Origin of the sequence: Corallococcus sp. CA049B (assembly GCF_003611685.1) — a bacterium.
In the GTDB taxonomy this organism is placed as follows: Bacteria; Myxococcota; Myxococcia; order Myxococcales; family Myxococcaceae; genus Corallococcus; species Corallococcus coralloides.
Map to the genome: position 1 here is coordinate 1 of NZ_RAWC01000070.1, position 16,617 is coordinate 16,617.

Below are 16,617 nucleotides of genomic sequence, written 5' to 3' on the forward strand. Positions count from 1 at the left end.
GGTGGGCTCCTGCTTCGCCACCAGGGTGGCGGGCATGGAGTCCGGCGTGCCGATGCGCAGGTTGTCGAAGAACAGCTGCGACTCCCAGCCGGACAGGCCCAGCCGGTCCTGCCCCTTGCCCTTCAGGGGGAACGGGTCGTCCAGCTCCGCGACCAGCTGTCCGTCGATGGCCCACTTGAGCACGTTGCCGCGCCGCTCGATGCGCCAGTGGTACGTGCGGCCGGACTGGATGGGGGTGCCCACGCGGGACTCCACGCGCACCCGGGTGTCCTTCTTGAAGACGCCGGTGGCCACGAGGTCCGCGCCCTGGCCGCCGCCCTTCTCCGCGACGCGCGCGGCCCTGCGCTGGAGCGCGTCCAGCGCGGGGGCGTTGATGTCCTTCCGGGCGATGACGGACAGGCTGTTGTTCCACCCGCCCTGCACCAGCACGTAGCCGGAGGCCGGGTCGCGGCCGTTGCCGAACAGCTCCACGCGGATGTCGCCCTCCGGGTACTCCGGGCGCACGTCGAACTCCACCGCCACGTCGTCCGGCAGCGCGGCCTGGAGCCACAGCGGGTTGTTCTTGGGCGCGGGGCCCAAGAGCTCCCCGTTCGTCACGCGCCAGTAGGCGCCGGTGGAGAAGAAGTCGCGCGAGACGACGGCCGGGTCGTTGAACGGCTGCTGGTAGGGCACCGTCGCGGTGACGTCCGCCTGGCCCCGGAAGAGCGCGTAGTGGATGAGCGGGAGCTGGATGAAGGCGACGGCGCCCGCGAGGACGGCCCACCCCTTGCGGCTCATGCCGGCGGGCTTGCGCCACCCCTCATGGGGCACGGCGGGCTGGGCGGCGTCCGGGGAAGACGGGACGGAGGCCGCCGGGGGCGACCCTTCCTGCTTCTGCGTGTCCTTGTCCTTGCGGCTGGCCTGGCCCATCGATGCTCGAGGAAGGGGAGGGGAAAGCCGGCGGAATCTACGCCCCGGCCCCCCCGGCGTAAAGGATTGCCGGGACAGGGGTCACTTGACCCCCCAGCGCTTCTCGAGCGCCTGCTGCTCCGCCAGCCGTTGCTTCTGCCGCTGCCTCTCCGCCTTCTGTTGATCCGACTCCTCGGGCGTGGGGCGCACGGCCAGCTGGTAGACACTGCCCGCCAGGGCGAAGAGGAGCGCGGCGATGATGACGCCCCAGGGCCGGCTGGCCACCGCCTCCACCAGGCCGCCGAACTGGTGCAGCGCCGCGAGCGCGCCAATCACCAGCAGCCACGCGCCCACCACCGACGCGACGATGCCGCTCACCTGCCGGTGGAGGATGGCGCCCACCAGGCCGCCCACGATGAAGCCCGGCCCGAAGCCGAGCAGGAAGTCGCTGGGGCCGGCGATCTGGCCCGCCAGCAGCCCCAGCGGCACGCCCACGCCCACGAAGGTGACGGCGGGCGGGAAGAGGAAGCCCAGCGCCATCAGCGCCGCGGCCACCAGGGTGGGCATGCGCGGATCCAGGTCGCCCAGGTTCAGCCGCTGGGTGATGGCGCCCGTCCACACCAGGCCCAGCACCGCGCCCACCGGGCCCGCCACCACGCGGAACAGCTTGCCGCCGCCCGCGAGCAGCAGCACCAACCCCACGAGCGCGACCACGACGCCCACCCACATGGGCAGCAGTCGATAGATGCCCACCCAGCCGGAGGGGTTGAAGGTCTGGTACGACTTGAGCGCCTGGAGGAAGCCTTCCATGACGCGCCATCCTAGCGGCTGTGGCCGTCAGGAATAGCGGGTCAAGGCGAGCCCCAGCAGCACCGCCAGGATGACGGCGCCCAGGAGCGCGTAACCGTAGAGGGCGCGGGGCGTTTCGGTGGCGCGCAGCAGGTCTTCCGCGCGTTCGCGGTCTTCCGGGGAGGGGCTGCCCGCGAGGATGCGCTGCGCGTCCCGCCGGGCGCCGGCCACGTCACCGGCGTCCTTGCGGGCCCAGGCGGCGCGCACCTCGTCGGAACCCGGAACCGAGCCGGGGCCGCCGGGCTCCGGGGGCGTCTGTCCGCCTTTCGCCATGGGGCGCGTCTATACCAGGGAATGCAGGCACCCGCCGACGGTATAAGCAGGTCCCCATGCCTGTGCGGCCCCTCTCCCGTCGAAACCTCCTGCTCGCCACGTCCGCGCTCGTCCCGCTGCTGTCCCGGCGTGCGGCCGCCTTCGGTGAGAAGAGCCGCTTCATCCCCGCGGTGGCCCGGCATGGAGGCCGCTGGGACGGACGGCTGTCGGGGCTGCGCCGGCTCGCGTGGGAGCTGCAGCGGCGCACGTCCGTGGAGGTGATTCCGGACGCGCGCCCGTTCGCGCTGAGCAGCCCGGACCTCTTCGAGTACCCGTTCCTCTACTTCGGAGGGGACGGGCCCTTCCCTGCGCTGAGCGACGCGGAGGTGTCCAACCTGCGCCGCTACCTGACGTACGGCGGCTTCGTGTTCGGGGACGCCAACGACGGCAGCGACGGGGACGGCTTCGACGCCAGCTTCCGCCGGGAGATGGCGCGCGTGCTGCCGCAGAGCCCGCTGAAGGAGGCGCCGGGGACGCACGTCGTCTTCAAGTCCTTCTTCCTGCTGGACGCGGCGCCGGGGCGGCTGCTGCACAAGCCGCTGCCGCTGGTGGCGAGCGTGGGCAAGCGCGCGGCGATCATCTACTCGCAGAACGACGTGGCGGGCGCGTGGAGCCGCAGCGAGTCCGGCGACTACGAGTTCGACGTGTCCCCGGGCGGCGAGCCGCAGCGCGAGCTGGCCATCCGCCTGGGCATCAACCTGTGCATGTACGCGCTCTGTCTGGACTACAAGGACGACGCGGTGCACCTGCCCCTCATCCTCAACAAGCGGCGCTGAGAGCGCGTTTCCTCGCGCGAACCCTCGAATGAACTCCCCGTCCTTCAACGCGTGGAAGCTCGTCAGCCTGTCGCCGCTGCCCGTCTGGGCGCTGGTGCTGTTGGGCGTGGGGTTGGTGCTGGGCATCGCGCTGGCGGCGTGGGGCGTGCGCCGCGAGCCGTCCCGGGGCCGCAAGCTGCTCTTGTGGGGCCTGCGCATCGGCGCGGGCCTGGCGGCGTTCTTCTTCCTGTTGGAGCCCGGCATCCGTCACCTGCAGGTGGCGCGGATGAAGAACCGGGTGGCGGTGCTGGTGGACCGCTCGGCGTCCATGAACTTCCCGTCGGAGCCGGGCGGGCCCACGCGCAGCGCGCAGGTGGCGGCGTTCCTGGAGAAGGCGGCGCCCACGTTCGCGTCCTGGCAGGACCGCTTCACGGTGGAGGTGTACGGGGTGGATCCGGAGCTCTCTCCGGTGACGGCCGCGCAGCTGGCCCAGGAGCCGGCGCGGGCGGGCACGACGGACCTGCTCGCGGCGCTGAGGTCCTCGGCGTCCGGAGGGCAGGGGTCGCGCAAGCTGTCCGGCGTGCTCTTGTTCAGCGACGGCGCGGACAACACGGAACTGAAGGCCGGGGCGGTGGGCCGGGCGCGCGCGGCGCTCACGGACCTGGGCGTGCCGGTGTCCACGTTCCTGGTGGGCCAGGAGGCGCTGAAGGACTTGTCGGTGGAGGGGCTGAAGGTGGATGACTTCGCCTTCGTGCGCAACTCGCTGACGGTGGAGGTGGAGATCCACGGCCGCGGGTTCTCCGGGCAGGACATCCCCGTCGTCTTGAGCCAGGAGGGCAAGACGGTGGCGAGCAAGCTGGTGAAGATGACCACCGGCGACGACGTGAAGCCGGTGTCCTTCACCTTCACGCCGGACCAGACGGGGCGGTTCGTCTACACGGTGACGGTGCCCACGTTCCCGGATGAGGCGGTGAGCGACAACAACAGCCGCTCGTTCACGCTGAAGGTGATTCGCGACCGCGTGCGCGTGCTGCTGGTGGTGGGGCGGCCGTCGTGGGACGAGCGCTTCCTGCGCGGGCTGCTCAAGCAGGACGCGAACGTGGACCTGGTGTCGTTCTACATCCTGCGCACGCTGTCGGACGACCCGGGCGTGTCGAACGAGCGGGAGCTGTCGCTCATCCCGTTCCCCATGGAGGAGATCTTCGACACGAAGCTGCACACGTTCGACGTCGTCATCTTCCAGAACTTCGGTTACTCGGACCCTTCGCTGTCCATCGCGGAGTACGAGCGCAACCTGGAGCGCTACATCCACGAGGGCGGCGCGTTCGTGATGATTGGTGGCGACAGCGTGCTGGGTGAAGGGCGCGCGTCGATGCCCACGCTGATGGAGGCGCTGCCGGTGGAGGCCGCGGGCCCCGCGAACGCGGATCCGTTCAAGCCGCGCCTGACGCCAGAGGGCCTGCGGCACCCGGTGACGTCCATTGGCACGGGCGCGGCGAGCACGGAGGGCACGTGGGGGGAGCTTGCGCCGATTCCGGGCGCGAACCTGACGCGGGCCCGGCCGGGGGCGACGGTGCTGATGGACCACCCGTTCATGACGGTGGACGGGAAGAACGCGCCGCTCGTGTCGGTGTGGGACTACGGGCGGGGCCGGGCGATGGTGGTGGCGACGGATGCCACGTGGTCGTGGGCGTTCACGGCGCACCGGGAGGGTTCGCCGAACCGGGCGTATGACCGCTTCTGGGGCAATGCGCTGCGCTGGCTGGTGCGGGACCCCGACCTGACGACGCTGAAGGTGACGGCGGATCCGCCGTCGGTGGAGCCGGGGCGTCCGGTGGGCGTGGTGGTGCAGGCGCGGATGGCGGACTACCAGCCGGCGGAGGGCGCGCAGGTGCGGGTGGAGCTGTTCTCCGTGGCGACGCAGAAGCCGGTGGCGGTGCAGACGGGCACGGCGGGGGCGGACGGCGTGGTGCGGCTGGAGTTCGCGCCGCCGGCGCCGGGGCCGTACAAGCTGCTCGCGTCCGCGAAGAAGGGCGAGACGGACCTGGGCAAGGGCGAGGACGCGGTGGCGGTGCGCGCGGTGGGCCCGGAGCTGTCGGACGCGTCGGTGCGGCCGACGCTGATGGAGCAGATCGCCAGCGTCACGGAGGGCAAGGCGTACAAGCTTCCGCAGGGCGGGATGCCGGACGTGCCGCTGTTGGATCCGCCGGTGGTGGAGGTGGGGCGCGCGAAGGACCAGCCGCTGTGGGACCGCTGGTACTACCTGGTGGCGCTCATCGCGCTGCTGGGCGCGGAGTGGTTCGCGCGGCGGCGGTTCGGGTACGTGTGACCCGCTGGGATGTCAGACCGCTCCTTACGATGGAGGTATGATGGAATCGCATTCCGGGCCGCATTCGCATCCTCCGTCGAACTTCGACTTCACGGTCTATGACCGGTCCGGGCAGGCGAAGGTCCAGGCGGATGTCAAAGCGCGCCTGGGCACGACCCGCGAATGGGCGGCGGGTTACTGGCTCAATCTGGAGTCCGTCGACCTGCGGCCTCGTGGCGAGTTCTTCCTGCTGGTCACACCCGACAAGCTCTATGTCTGGGCGCCATCCAAAGTGAAGGGGCGGGGCATGCCTACGTGGGTGCTCGATGCCACGCACATCCTGGGGCCCTATTACGAGCGCGTCGGGACTGGCCCCAAGGACATCCGGCCCCTGGCTTTCGGCATGCTGGTGTCGTGGTGGCTTATTGAGCTGACCTCCGCGGACGATAGTGAGGACAAGCGTACTCCCCTGATGCGGACAGGACTGCCACGAGCCATGGCCCATGGAGAGGTGGTACGAGGTGCACACGCTTGAGGGTCTTCGTCGAGACGAACTTCATCCTGGAGCTGGCCTTCAGGCAGGAGCAGTCCCTGGCGTGTGAACAACTGCTCCATCTCGCGGAGTCGAAGGCCCTCCAGCTTTGCATTCCTGCTTTTTGCTTCATCGAGCCCGCCGAGAAGCTCCGGCGCGAGATCCCCGACGCCGAAGCCCTTCAGAGCCGATTGGCGAAGGAACTGGAAAAGCGAAAGCGGAGCGAGGGTTTTTCCGAGCCCCAGCAGCATGCGTGGAATGAGGTGATCGCCTCTCTCGTGAAGGACACCTCCGACGCGGAGCAGCGACTGGAATCCATCCGGGCGCGGGTGCTTCAATGCGCGGACGTGTTTCCTGTCGACGCGGACGTCATCGCTCGAGCCGCGAGCCTGGAGGCGGAAGACATCCGGCTCCAGTTCCCGGATGCGGTGGTGCTTGCGTCCGTCATGGCTCGACTGGAAGAGGATGCGGGGCCATCGCTTTTCCTGAACCGGAACTCGAACGACTTCGATGTGTCCAGCGTCAAGCTGGCGCTGCGGCAGTTGCACTGCAAGTTGATCACGCGCTTCGACGATGGACTGGGCGCCGTTCAAGCAGGGCTTCGAGCCATGTCCTGATGAAACGGGCCGATGCCTGATGAACAGGCATCGGCCGTGATGCAGTGACTACTCCGCCTTCTCCACCACGCCGCAGGCGATGCGGCCACCGGCGTCGCCGGTCGGGTCGGTGCGGTAGTCGTCCAGCTTGGCGTGGACCATGACCGCGGAGCCGTCCTTGTCGAGCAGCGACTTCACCTTGAGGTCGGGGAGGAAGACGTCGAACTGCACCTTGCCTTCCTGGGGGACGTAGAGGTTCGGCAGGTCACCGGCGTGCTGGCCCTTGGGCGACAGCGCGCCGTGCTGCTTCTTCGTCGGGTTGAAGTGGCCGCCCGCCGTCTTGAAGTCCGGCGCCTCGCACTTGCCCGTCTCGTGGATGTGGAAGGCGTGCTCGCCCGCGGGCAGGTTCATCAGCGTGCCCTTCACCAGCACGCCCTTGGGGGCCTGCTCCATCGTCACCTCGCCCACGTCCTTGCCCTGGGCGTCCTTCAGCATCGCCTTCACCGTCTCGCCCTTCTTGATGGCGGGCTTCGCGCCCGCGTCCGCGGGGGCCGGCGTCCCGGCGTCCTGGGCCAGGGCGGGCGTGGTGAACAGCGCGGCAGCGACAAGCAGGGGACGAATCGTCATGGTTTCAAAGACTCCTGGAATGGGTAACGCAGCGGCGCTGGACACTACCCACCCGCCGCGTCCTTCGCAGGAGAATGTCCACCCCCGCATGCGTCCGGTGATGGGGAGTCATCACTCCGGCAGCGGGCCCTCCAGCGGCACCGGCACCACCCGGGACGCTCCGAACGCGGGGGCCCAGACGCGCTGCACCTGCGTCCCGTTCAGGAAGCGCATCACCGCGCGGAACGCCGCCTCCGGCCCGCCCAGGCCTTCCGCCCAGGCGCTGCCCCGGGGTGACAGGTTCGGCACCAGCGGGCCTAGGGACTCGCGGGACCTGGCGCCCCGGGTGATGCCCAGGCCTTCGTCCCGGAGCCTCTGAGGGACGTACAGCGGCGCGAACCGCGCGTGGCGGTGGTCGTGCACGCAGCCGGGCTCCTCCAGCAGCGCCGCGGACAGGGGCAGCTCGCGCACGTTGAACAGGAGCTTCACCGCCTCCTCGTGCGGATCATACGGACCGCGCAGCCGGTGGTCTCCCCGGGGAATCAGCCGCCGGTCCAGGTAGCAGAACGCCTTCGCCTCTGGAGGCACCGCGCCCCGGTGCCTCGCGCCGCCGTAGCGGAAGAACGGGCGCACGTGGCTTGTGTCCACCTCCAGCGCGGGCCCGTGCTTCAGCGCGCGCAGCTTGGGCAGCAGCGCGGGCTCCAGGCCGTGCTCCCGCGCGAAGTCCTCCAGCGTGTCCTGCGTCGCGGCGCAGAAGGCCCGGAGGCGCGCGAGCAGCCGCTCCCGGTCCGCGTCCACCAGCAGCTCGTCGAAGCGCGTCTTCACCCCGGGCAGGCTCACCGGGATGAGCGTGGTGAGCAGCTCGCCCCGCGCCCGCCAGTCCGCGTCCAGCGCGGCGGCTTCCTGCGCGATGGGGGAGAGCCGCCACTCGGGAGCCTCGGGTGTGAAGCACTGGCCCACGCCCTTGTGCTCGTAGCGGGGCGCGGAGGCGTTGGCGTCAGAGCGCGACGTCCACACCGTGATGCACGTGCGCACCTGCGTGCCCGTGAAGATGCCCGGGCCCAGGTCCACCACCTCGCGCAGGTGGAGCGCTTGCAGCAGCGCGTGGCGCAGCGGCGCGTAGATGAACGACTCCAGCAGGCTCGCGGGCGTGATGAAGGCCAGCACTCCCGGCCGGGCCGTCAGCCGCTTCATGGCGACGAGGAGGAAGAACGCGAAGTCATCCCGGAGGCTCGTGCCCGGCGGCATCTCCAGCGGCACCAGGGCGCGCAGCCTCGCGTAGCAGGCCGCGTCCTTCAGCACCGCGGACGTGCCGTTGTAGGGCGGGTTGCCCACCCATAGCTCCGCGTGCCCCTCCGGCGTCTGTGCGAGCAGCGGCTCCAGCCCGCTCCGGAGCGCATCCCCCACGCGCACGTCCGCGCCCGGCACGCGGGCCTGGCACAGGCGGGCGACGCCTTCATCCAGCTCCAGGCCGCACAGCCTCGCGTCCGGACGGTGCCGCGCGGCGGCGGCGAGGAAGGCCCCCGCGCCACAGGCCGGATCCACCACGGTGAGCGGCCCGTCTCCCAGGTGTGACAGCGCCAGCGCGAGCGTGCGCTCCACGATGGGCGCGGGCGTGTAGAACGCGCCCACCGCCTTGCGGTTGATGCCGGGGAACTGGTGGACCAGCCGTTCCTCGTCCAGCTCGGGCGTGTCGATGGCGCGGGCCATGCCGGGCCATCCTAGACAGATTCACCCGGGGGGCTGCGAGGGGGCCCAGTCCAATGCCGTGCCGCAGCGTTTGCAAAAGCTCGCATCCAGGTCATGACCCTGTGCGCCACAACCCGGGCACGCCTGGGTATCCACCGCCTGACGCGTGGCGGCAGCGAGCTCCACCGACACGATGCCCGTGGGCACCGCGATGATGCCGTAGCCCATCACCATCAGGATGGACGCGAGGAACTGCCCCGTCACCGTCTTGGGCGTGATGTCCCCGAAGCCCACCGTCGTCATCGTCACGATGGCCCAGTACATGGAGCGGGGGATGCTGTCGAAGCCGTTCTCCTCGCCCTCCACCATGTACATGACCGCGCCCATGATGACGTCGATGCTCAACACGGTGCCCAGGAAGACGATGATCTTGGGGCGGCTCGCGCGCAGCGCCGTGAGCAGCACCTCCGCCTGACCCAGGAGGTGCCCCAGCTTGAGGATGCGGAAGACGCGCAAGAGGCGCAGCACGCGGATGACCAGCAGCGTCTGCGCCCCCGGTAGCAACACGCTCAGGAACGACGGCAGCAGCGCCATCAGGTCCACGATGCCGAAGAAGCTGCGCGCGTAGTGCAGCGGCTGGCGCACCGCGACGAGCCGCAGCACGTACTCCAGCGCGAACAGCACCGTGAAGACCCATTCGGCCACGTGCAGCGCGTGGGCATGCTCCGCGCGCACCTGCGCGACGCTCTCCAGCATCACCGCCACCACGCTGAACACGATGGCCCAGAGCAGGGCGATGTCGAACGCCCTCCCCGCCGGGGTGTCCGCTTCGAAGATGATCGTGTGCAGGCGGGCGCGGAAGCCGCTCGGGGGGCTCTGTTCGGAGGGACGGTCCACAGGCCGCGCAGCTTAGGCGCAATCCTTCGCGGAACGTTCAACAGCGTCCCTGCCCCCTGGACCGGCGGCGGGCTTGCCAGGGGCGGTTGCCGGTCCGACGTTCCTGGCGGTCCTGTCCAAGGGGCGGAGCGGCTCCGGCGAATGATGCGAATCCTCGACGGCATCCCCGTGCGGCTGCTCGCCCTGCTGGTGATGGGCCTGCTCTTCCTGTGCCTGGAGGCCGGCCACCGGCTCAGCCACCGGAAGCCGGGCCTCGGTGACGTGTCGGCGCTCCAGGCGTCGGTGCTCGGCTTGGTGGCGCTGCTGCTGGCCTTCTCCTTCTCCATGGCCTCGGACCGGTACTCGATGCGCCGCGCCCTCGTGGTGAAGGAGTCGAACGCCATTGGCACGCTCTACCTGCGCCTCGGCTTCCTTCCGGAGCCCTCGCGCGGCGAGATGCGCGCCTGGCTGCGCCGCTACACCGACCTCCGCCTGGAGGGACACGCCGCCGCGAATGAACCGGACGTCTTCGCGAGGAAGCTCCAGGAGTCGGACTCGCTCCAGACGGAGCTCTGGACCCGGCTGGAGGCGCTGGCGCCCCGGATGGAGGCCCCCGTGCTCATCCTCCTCACCCAGGCGATGAACGACGTGTTCGACGTTGGCGACGAGCGCCTGGCGGCGGCCCGCAACCACATCCCGACCTCCATCCTCGGCTTGCTGCTCGTCGGGATGCTCGGCGCTGGCGTGCTCCTGGGGTACCGGCCGGAGGCGCACGTGCGCGGGTTCCTCTCCTGGGTCCTGTTCGTGGTCATCCTGACCGCCGTGACGTTCACTCTTCTGGACCTGGACTTCCCCACGCGAGGACGCATCCGCGTGGACCAGGAGCCGCTGCGGTCGCTCCAGGAACACCAGCGCGCCCATCCCTGAACCGGGTCCAGGCAATCGGCGGGAGGGTCGTCCGTTCAGGGGACATGCGCACCCTGAAAGACACCGTCTCCTGCTCCCTGTTGGGCCTGTCGCTCACGGCCCTCCCCGCCGCCGCGGGCGAAGCGCCCACCCCCCAGGCGGTCATGCGCGAAGCCCGCCGCAGCGTGCTCACGGATGGCATCGAGAAGGCCGAGGCCGTGCGCATCGGAGGCATCGACCAGTGGATTTCGGTGCGCGGGCGCCACAAGGACAACCCGCTGCTGCTCTTCCTGCACGGCGGGCCGGGCTTCACCGCGCTGCCCACCGCGTACTTCTACCAGGGCGAATGGGAGGAGTACTTCACCGTCGCGCACTGGGACCAGCGGGGCGCGGGGAAGACGTATGCGCTCACCCCGGCCGACAAGGTGAAGCCCACGATGACGGTGGACCGCATGGTCGCGGACGCGGAGGAGGTCGTCGCGTACCTGCGCAAGACGTACGGCAAGAAGCGCATCGTGCTCGTGGGCCACAGCTGGGGCAGCTTGCTGGGCGTGAAGCTCGTCCAGAAGCACCCGGACTGGTTCGACGCGTACGTGGGCATCGGTCAGGGATTGGACGTGCCGAGGAACGAGGTCCTGGGCTACGAGGCCACGCTCGCCGCGGCGAAGGCGGATGGCAACAAGAAGGCCATCGCGGACCTGGAGTCCATCGCTCCGTTTCCGGACCCCAAGGACCCCGCGCGCACGCTGGCCAACCTGCACAAGGAGCGCCGCTGGCGCTCGCACTACGAGGCCCACGGCTGGCGCGCGCCGGACTGGCACGGCGCCCAGGTCTGGCGCTACAGCCCGGACGTCACCGACAAGGACATGGACGCGCGCGACGCGGGCCTGGACCTGAGCCTCGAGAGGTTCTGGGGGCCCATCTCCCAGATGAACCTCACGAAGGCCAACCGCTTCGCCGTGCCCGTCGTCTTCTTCCACGGCCGGCACGACCGCACCGTGTCCGCGCAGCTCCTGGAGGCCTGGTTCCCCACCGTCCAGGCCCCGTCGAAGAAGCTCGTCTGGTTCGAGGACTCCGCGCACATGGTGCACGAGGAGGAGCCCGGCAAGGTGCTCGTGCACCTGGTGAACGACGTGCTCCCGCTCACGCGCGGGAAGTAGCGACGGAAAAAGAAAGGCGGAACCCGAGCCCCTTTGGAAACTCCCGGGTTCCGCCCTGTCCTCCACGCCGAGGAAGAAACCGTGAAGGACGGCCGAGCAGCCTCAAATCTTTTGCGGAACCTCCGGGAGGCCCGTGGGCACCGGCGCCGGCACCGGAGGCGGCGCCACCCCCGCGCCCACGTGCATGCGGTGCTCCACCTCCGCGAACCGCGCGGACGCCTCCGCCTCCGGCGCCAGCAGCGACACCACCCAGCCCACGATGAAGGACAGCGGGATGGTGACGATGCCCGGGTTCTTCAGCGGGAAGAGGGCGGACGCGTTGCCGAGCAGCTCCACCTGCACCGTGGGCGACAGGAAGATGAGCAGCACCGCGCTGATGGACCCGGTGAGCATGCTGGCCACCGCGCCCTTGGTGGTGAAGTTCCTCCACAGCATGGACAGGAGCAGCGCGGGGAAGTTCGCGCTCGCCGCGATGGCGAACGCCAGGCCCACCATGAAGGCCACGTTCTGGTTCTTGAAGACGACGCCCAGGATGATGGCCAGGATGCCCAGCGCGAGGCTGGCGATGCGCGCCACCTTGAGCTGCTCCGCCTCCGGCGCGTGCCCCTTGCGCACCACGCTGGACCACAGGTCGTGGGACAGCGCCGCCGCGCCCGACAGCGTCAGGCCCGCCACCACCGCGAGGATGGTGGCGAACGACACCGCGGAGATGAAGCCCAGGAAGCCCGTGCCGCCCACCACCTCCGCCAGCATGGGCGCCGCCATGTTGCCGCCCTTGTCCACGCTCACGATGGCCTGACGGCCCACCAGCACGGACGCGCCGAAGCCCAGGATGAACGTCACCAGGTAGAAGAAGCCGATGAGGCCCGTGGCGTAGAACACGCTGGTGCGCGCCGCCTTCGCGTTGGGCACCGTGTAGAAGCGCATCAGGATGTGCGGCAGGCCCGCCGTGCCGAACATCAGCGCCAGGCCCAGGGAGAGGGTCTCCAGCGGGTTGGACACCAGCTTGCCCGGCGCCAGCGCCTCCGGCCCGTAGCGGTTCACCGCCTCGCTGAAGAGCGCCGCGGGGCTGAAGCCGAACTGGTACAGCACCGAGATGGCCAGCGCCGTCGCGCCGCCCAGCAGCAGCACCGCCTTGACGATCTGCACCCACGTGGTGGCGATCATCCCGCCGAAGAGCACGTAGAGGATCATCACCGCGCCCACGATGACGACGGCCGTCTCATAGGAGAGGCCGAACAGCAGGCGGATGAGGTTGCCCGCGCCCACCATCTGGGCAATCAGGTAGAAGACGACGACGGTGAGCGTGCCCACCGCGGCGGACAGCCGCACCGGGGTCTGCTTCAGGCGGTAGGCCACCACGTCCGCGAAGGTGTACTTGCCCAGGTTGCGCAGGGGCTCCGCGATGAGGAAGGTCACCACGGGCCAGCCCACCAGCCAGCCCACGGAGTAGATGAGCCCGTCGAAGCCGGACGTGGCCACGAGCCCCGCGATGCCCAGGAAGCTGGCGGCGCTCATGAAGTCGCCCGCCAGCGCGAAGCCGTTCTGTCCGGCGCTGATGCCGCCCCCGGCGGCGAAGAACTCCGACGTCGTCTTGGTCTTGCGCGCCGCCCAGTATGTGATGGCCAGCGTGATGCTGACGAAGAGGAGGAAGAAGACGATGGCCGTGGTGTTGGGCTGGCCAATCCGAGTGCCCGCGGTCGTGGGATTCATGGTTGGCCTTTCAGCGGCGCAGCTCGTCGAGGGCGCTGTCGTACTTGCGGTTGGCCCAGCTCATGTAGACGCCCGTCAGCACCCAGGCGAAGAGGATGGTGAGCGCCCCCAGCACGATGCCGACGGACAGCCCCGGCACGAACTGGTGCCCCATCAGCGGCCGGTTGAAGGCCACCAGCAGGATGAAGCCCAGGTAGGCCACCAGCATCGCCACCGTGAGCGCACCCGCCACGCGCCAGCGCCGCGCGGCGAGCGCCTTCAACGCCTCGTCCTTGGAATTGCCGTACATCGGTGTTCCTCCTTGCGAAGCGTGAAAGGGACCGTGTTTCAGCGGCGGGGGGCGGGAGGCAGGCCCTTGGTGAGCAGCTCATCCAGCACCGCGGGGTCCGCGAGCGTGCTCGCGTCACCCAGGTTCTCCGTCTCTCCGCCGGCGATCTTCCGGAGCATGCGGCGGAGAATCTTTCCGGAGCGCGTCTTGGGCAGGCCCGACACCAGCACCACCCGGTCTGGCGTGGCGATGGGCCCAATCACGTGCCGCACCTGTTCGCGCAAGCTGCCCACCATCTTCTCGTCCGGGGTGCGCAGGAAGTCCGGCTTCACCGTGACGAAGGCGCACACGCCCGTGCCCTTCAGGTCATGCGGGAAGCCGACCACGGCGGCCTCGGCGACGGCCTCGTGGGCGACGAGCGCGCTCTCCACCTCGGCGGTGCCCAGGCGGTGGCCGGACACGTTGAGCACGTCGTCCACGCGGCCGGTGATCCAGTAGTAGCCGTCCTCGTCGCGGCGGCAGCCGTCGCCGGTGAAGTACAGCGGCAGGAAGCGCGCGTAGTACGTCTCCACGAAGCGGGAGTGGTGCCCGTACAGCGTGCGCGCCTGACCCGGCCACGACCGCGCGAGGCACAGGTTGCCGTTGACGCCGTTGCCTTCCAGCTTGCGGCCCTCCTCATCCACCAGCACCGGCTCCACGCCGAAGAAGGGCAGGGTGGCGCTGCCGGGCTTGCAGGGCGTCGCGCCCGGCAGCGGCGCGATGAGGATGCCGCCCGTCTCCGTCTGCCACCAGGTGTCCACCACGGGGCAGCGGCCCTCGCCCACCACGTCGTGGAACCAGCGCCAGACCTCCGGGTTGATGGGCTCGCCCACGCTGCCCAACAGGCGCAGCGACTCGCGGGACGACTTCGTGACGAAGCTGTCGCCTTCCTTGATGAGCGAGCGCAGCGCGGTGGGCGCGGTGTAGAGCGTGGTGGCCTTCAGGTCGTCCACCACCTGCCAGAGGCGGCTCGCGTCCGGCCACGTCGGCGTGGACTCGAAGAGGACCGTGGTGGTGCCGGTGGAGAGCGGGCCGTACACGAGATACGAGTGGCCCGTCACCCAGCCCACGTCCGCGGTGCAGAAGTGCACGTCGTCCGGCTGCGTGTCGAAGATGTAGCGGAACGTCGTGTTCGCGTAGACGAGGTATCCACCCGTCGTGTGCAACACGCCCTTGGGCTTCCCGGTGGAGCCGGAGGTGTAGAGGATGAACAGCGGGTCCTCCGCGTCCATCCACTCCGCGGGGCAGACGCCCCGGTGCTTCTGGACCTCCACGTCCAGCCAGTGGTCGCGCCCCTCGCGCATGGGCACTTCCTTGGGCGTGCGGCGCGCGACGAGCACGGACGCCACCTGGGACAGGCCGTCCAGGGCCTCGTCGGTGATGGCCTTGGTGGCCACGCTCTTGGGGCCGCGCGGGCCTTCATTGGCGGTGATGACGACCTTCGCGCCGGAGTCCAGCACGCGCTCGCGCAGCGAGTCCGCGGAGAAGCCCGCGAACACCACCGAGTGCACCGCGCCGATGCGCGCGCACGCCAGCAGCGAGTACACCAGCTCCGGAATCATGGGCAGGTAGATGATGACGCGGTCGCCCCTCCGCACGCCGTGCGCCTTGAGCACGTTGGCCAGGCGGTTCACGTGGTGCGCGAGGTCGCGGAAGGTGATGGTCTCGTACTCGCCGGGCGAGTTCTTGGCCCAGAGGATGGCGGCCTTGTCCGGGCGCGCCTTCGCGTGGCGGTCCACGCAGTTGACGGTGACGTTGAGCTTGCCGCCCACGAACCAGGCGAAGTCGGCGGCCTGTTCGTTCACCTCGCGGATGGACTCTGGCGGGTGGAACCAGGTGAGCTGCCGGGCCTGTTCGCCCCAGAAGGCGTCCGGGGCCTCCAGGCTCTGGCGGTAGAGGCGCTGGTACTCCTCCAGGCTCTTCACGTGCGCGGTACGGCGGAAGGCTTCCTGGGGCTGGAAGAGCGAATCCGTGTCGGTGGCCATGGGTGGAGTCCTCAGTAGAAGAGCTGGAGCTGGGCGGTGCCGGTGATGCCCGTGGGCGCATGGGCGATGTCTCCCACGCGCGACACGGCCACCTCCGTCTTCAGGTTGAAGGTGTGCTTCTGGAACCAGAGGTTGAGGCCGGGCTTGAGCGTGAGCAGGTCCGTCCGCGCCACGCGCCCGTTGAAGTACTCGCTGGAGAAGACGGGCTGGACGATGCCGATGCGGTAGCCCAGCTCCACGAAGAAGCCGGTGCCGCTGCGCGCGTTGTCGAAGCCCTGCTGCCAGGAGAAGACGTTGCTCTGGAAGACGAACTCCTGGTTGTCCCCGATGGGGATGTCCAGGAACACGTCCGCCGCCAGGGCCACCGCGTCGTGCACGCCGGAGGCGGTGGCGATGGCGCCGTACTGGTAGTCACCGCCCACGCCGAACGACAGCAGGGGCTGGTCCGTGAAGTAGATGCCGCGCAGGAACTGGTCGTACTCGTGGCCCCAGACGTTGTAGCGGGCGTGCCCCACGACGCGCGGCAGGTCGTCCGCGTTGACCGTCTGGCCGTTCTCCAGCTTCGCGCCCTCCACGCCGTTGAGGATGGCGGCGCGGTACGTCCACGGGCCCGCGAAGCCGCGCACCTGCACGCCCATGTCGCGCCACACCTTGCCCACGCCTGGCGGGTAGCGGATGAGGTCGGAGTGGTAGTCCACCGTCTGGAGCGCGATGGCGCCCTGAAGCGCGTGGTGCGACAGCGGCGCGAGGATGAAGCCCGCCTCCACCCACGTCTTGTCCGCGAACTCGTACGCGACCGTGGCGTCCTGGATGAAGAAGGCGATGCTGTAGTCGCCGTTCTTGCCGAAGTTCGGCTGGTCCGTGTCGATGAAGAACGACAGCCTCTTCGTGATGTTGCCGAAGAGGAGCAGCCGCACGCGGCGCAGGAAGAAGTCCGTCCCCACGCCGCCCGTGGGCGCGCCGTCCTTGATGAGCTGCATCTGCGGATGCAGCAGCACGTCCACGTTGAGGACCGCGTCCTCGCCCAATTGAATCTTCCCCGCCGCCGCCGGCAGCGCGGTCAGCAGGGCCGTGAGCACCAGGAACCGCGAAAGGAGATGGGGGACGGGGCGCATGGGTCCCCATCCCCTGAGCA

Annotated in this window: 15 protein-coding genes and 1 pseudogene; 6 read left to right on the forward strand and 10 right to left on the reverse strand. The window is 69.7% G+C overall.

Annotation, left to right across the window (positions count from 1 at the left end; all coding sequences use genetic code 11):
* The 3 genes and pseudogenes from D7W82_RS17645 to D7W82_RS17655 form a co-directional block, all read right to left on the reverse strand.
* A pseudogene (locus tag D7W82_RS17645) lies at positions 1-909 on the reverse strand (hypothetical protein); the annotation flags it as partial.
* 81 nt (positions 910-990) lie between these two features.
* Positions 991-1,698, reverse strand: coding sequence for a hypothetical protein (locus D7W82_RS17650; RefSeq protein WP_120619472.1), 708 nt, complete (start codon positions 1,696-1,698; stop codon positions 991-993).
* A 27-nt stretch (positions 1,699-1,725) separates the two neighbouring features.
* Positions 1,726-2,010 carry a molecular chaperone DnaJ gene (locus D7W82_RS17655; RefSeq protein WP_120619473.1) on the reverse strand — a complete coding sequence of 95 codons (285 nt, stop codon included), beginning with the start codon at positions 2,008-2,010 and terminating at the stop codon, positions 1,726-1,728.
* Between the two features lie 56 nt (positions 2,011-2,066).
* Between D7W82_RS17655 and D7W82_RS17660 the strand changes: the two genes are divergently transcribed.
* The 4 genes from D7W82_RS17660 to D7W82_RS17675 are packed head-to-tail and all read left to right on the forward strand — an operon-like array spanning position 2,067 to position 6,261.
* Entirely contained in the window at positions 2,067-2,825 is a 759-nt protein-coding gene (locus D7W82_RS17660) for a DUF4159 domain-containing protein (protein ID WP_120619474.1), read from the forward strand.
* 28 nt (positions 2,826-2,853) lie between these two features.
* Entirely contained in the window at positions 2,854-5,133 is a 2,280-nt protein-coding gene (locus D7W82_RS17665; protein ID WP_120619475.1) for a glutamine amidotransferase, read from the forward strand.
* Between the two features lie 37 nt (positions 5,134-5,170).
* Positions 5,171-5,647 carry a hypothetical protein gene (locus D7W82_RS17670; protein ID WP_120619476.1) on the forward strand — a complete coding sequence of 159 codons (477 nt, stop codon included), beginning with the start codon at positions 5,171-5,173 and terminating at the stop codon, positions 5,645-5,647.
* Positions 5,644-6,261 carry a PIN domain-containing protein gene (locus D7W82_RS17675; RefSeq protein ID WP_120619477.1) on the forward strand — a complete coding sequence of 206 codons (618 nt, stop codon included), beginning with the start codon at positions 5,644-5,646 and terminating at the stop codon, positions 6,259-6,261. The genes D7W82_RS17670 and D7W82_RS17675 overlap by 4 nt, the downstream gene beginning before the upstream one ends.
* Before the next feature lie 48 nt (positions 6,262-6,309).
* Here D7W82_RS17675 and D7W82_RS17680 read toward each other — a convergent pair whose 3' ends face one another.
* From D7W82_RS17680 to D7W82_RS17690, 3 genes are all read right to left on the reverse strand, one after another.
* Positions 6,310-6,867 carry a superoxide dismutase family protein gene (locus D7W82_RS17680; protein WP_171424968.1) on the reverse strand — a complete coding sequence of 186 codons (558 nt, stop codon included), beginning with the start codon at positions 6,865-6,867 and terminating at the stop codon, positions 6,310-6,312.
* Positions 6,868-6,978: 111 nt separating this feature from the next.
* A complete protein-coding gene (locus tag D7W82_RS17685; protein WP_120619478.1) occupies positions 6,979-8,556 on the reverse strand; it encodes an N-6 DNA methylase in 1,578 nt (525 codons plus the stop codon).
* A 21-nt stretch (positions 8,557-8,577) separates the two neighbouring features.
* The gene (locus tag D7W82_RS17690) at positions 8,578-9,432 is read right to left on the reverse strand and encodes an ion transporter (RefSeq protein WP_120619479.1); all 855 of its coding nucleotides are present in this window, start codon (positions 9,430-9,432) and stop codon (positions 8,578-8,580) included.
* Between the two features lie 141 nt (positions 9,433-9,573).
* Between D7W82_RS17690 and D7W82_RS17695 the strand changes: the two genes are divergently transcribed.
* Positions 9,574-10,338, forward strand: coding sequence for a hypothetical protein (locus tag D7W82_RS17695; RefSeq protein WP_120619480.1), 765 nt, complete (start codon positions 9,574-9,576; stop codon positions 10,336-10,338).
* Positions 10,339-10,382: 44 nt separating this feature from the next.
* Entirely contained in the window at positions 10,383-11,477 is a 1,095-nt protein-coding gene (locus D7W82_RS17700) for an alpha/beta fold hydrolase (protein ID WP_120619481.1), read from the forward strand.
* A gap of 102 nt (positions 11,478-11,579) precedes the next feature.
* Here the strand turns inward: D7W82_RS17700 and D7W82_RS17705 are convergent, their stop codons facing one another.
* The 4 genes from D7W82_RS17705 to D7W82_RS17720 are packed head-to-tail and all read right to left on the reverse strand — an operon-like array spanning position 11,580 to position 16,597.
* Positions 11,580-13,190 (reverse strand): sodium/solute symporter, encoded by a 1,611-nt coding sequence (locus D7W82_RS17705; RefSeq protein ID WP_120619482.1) that lies wholly within the window; start codon positions 13,188-13,190, stop codon positions 11,580-11,582.
* Positions 13,191-13,200: 10 nt separating this feature from the next.
* Complete coding sequence (locus D7W82_RS17710; protein WP_120619483.1) at positions 13,201-13,479, reverse strand: DUF485 domain-containing protein; 279 nt, start codon at positions 13,477-13,479, stop codon at positions 13,201-13,203.
* A gap of 38 nt (positions 13,480-13,517) precedes the next feature.
* On the reverse strand, positions 13,518-15,482 hold the full coding sequence (acs, locus tag D7W82_RS17715) for an acetate--CoA ligase (protein WP_120619484.1): 1,965 nt from the start codon (positions 15,480-15,482) through the stop codon (positions 13,518-13,520).
* 11 nt (positions 15,483-15,493) lie between these two features.
* The gene (locus tag D7W82_RS17720; protein ID WP_120619485.1) at positions 15,494-16,597 is read right to left on the reverse strand and encodes a hypothetical protein; all 1,104 of its coding nucleotides are present in this window, start codon (positions 16,595-16,597) and stop codon (positions 15,494-15,496) included.
* Between the last annotated feature and the right edge of the window lie 20 nt (positions 16,598-16,617).

Bases quoted from the DNA above. Each gene is read 5' to 3' on its own strand.
- D7W82_RS17650 (WP_120619472.1), bottom strand. From the start codon at position 1,698: ATGGAAGGCTTCCTCCAGGCGCTCAAGTCGTACCAGACCTTCAACCCC.
- D7W82_RS17655 (WP_120619473.1), bottom strand. From the start codon at position 2,010: ATGGCGAAAGGCGGACAGACGCCCCCGGAGCCCGGCGGCCCCGGCTCG.
- D7W82_RS17660 (WP_120619474.1), top strand. From the start codon at position 2,067: ATGCCTGTGCGGCCCCTCTCCCGTCGAAACCTCCTGCTCGCCACGTCC.
- D7W82_RS17665 (WP_120619475.1), top strand. From the start codon at position 2,854: ATGAACTCCCCGTCCTTCAACGCGTGGAAGCTCGTCAGCCTGTCGCCG.
- D7W82_RS17670 (WP_120619476.1), top strand. From the start codon at position 5,171: ATGATGGAATCGCATTCCGGGCCGCATTCGCATCCTCCGTCGAACTTC.
- D7W82_RS17680 (WP_171424968.1), bottom strand. From the start codon at position 6,867: ATGACGATTCGTCCCCTGCTTGTCGCTGCCGCGCTGTTCACCACGCCC.
- D7W82_RS17685 (WP_120619478.1), bottom strand. From the start codon at position 8,556: ATGGCCCGCGCCATCGACACGCCCGAGCTGGACGAGGAACGGCTGGTC.
- D7W82_RS17695 (WP_120619480.1), top strand. From the start codon at position 9,574: ATGATGCGAATCCTCGACGGCATCCCCGTGCGGCTGCTCGCCCTGCTG.
- D7W82_RS17700 (WP_120619481.1), top strand. From the start codon at position 10,383: ATGCGCACCCTGAAAGACACCGTCTCCTGCTCCCTGTTGGGCCTGTCG.
- D7W82_RS17705 (WP_120619482.1), bottom strand. From the start codon at position 13,190: ATGAATCCCACGACCGCGGGCACTCGGATTGGCCAGCCCAACACCACG.
- D7W82_RS17710 (WP_120619483.1), bottom strand. From the start codon at position 13,479: ATGTACGGCAATTCCAAGGACGAGGCGTTGAAGGCGCTCGCCGCGCGG.
- acs (WP_120619484.1), bottom strand. From the start codon at position 15,482: ATGGCCACCGACACGGATTCGCTCTTCCAGCCCCAGGAAGCCTTCCGC.
- D7W82_RS17720 (WP_120619485.1), bottom strand. From the start codon at position 16,597: ATGCGCCCCGTCCCCCATCTCCTTTCGCGGTTCCTGGTGCTCACGGCC.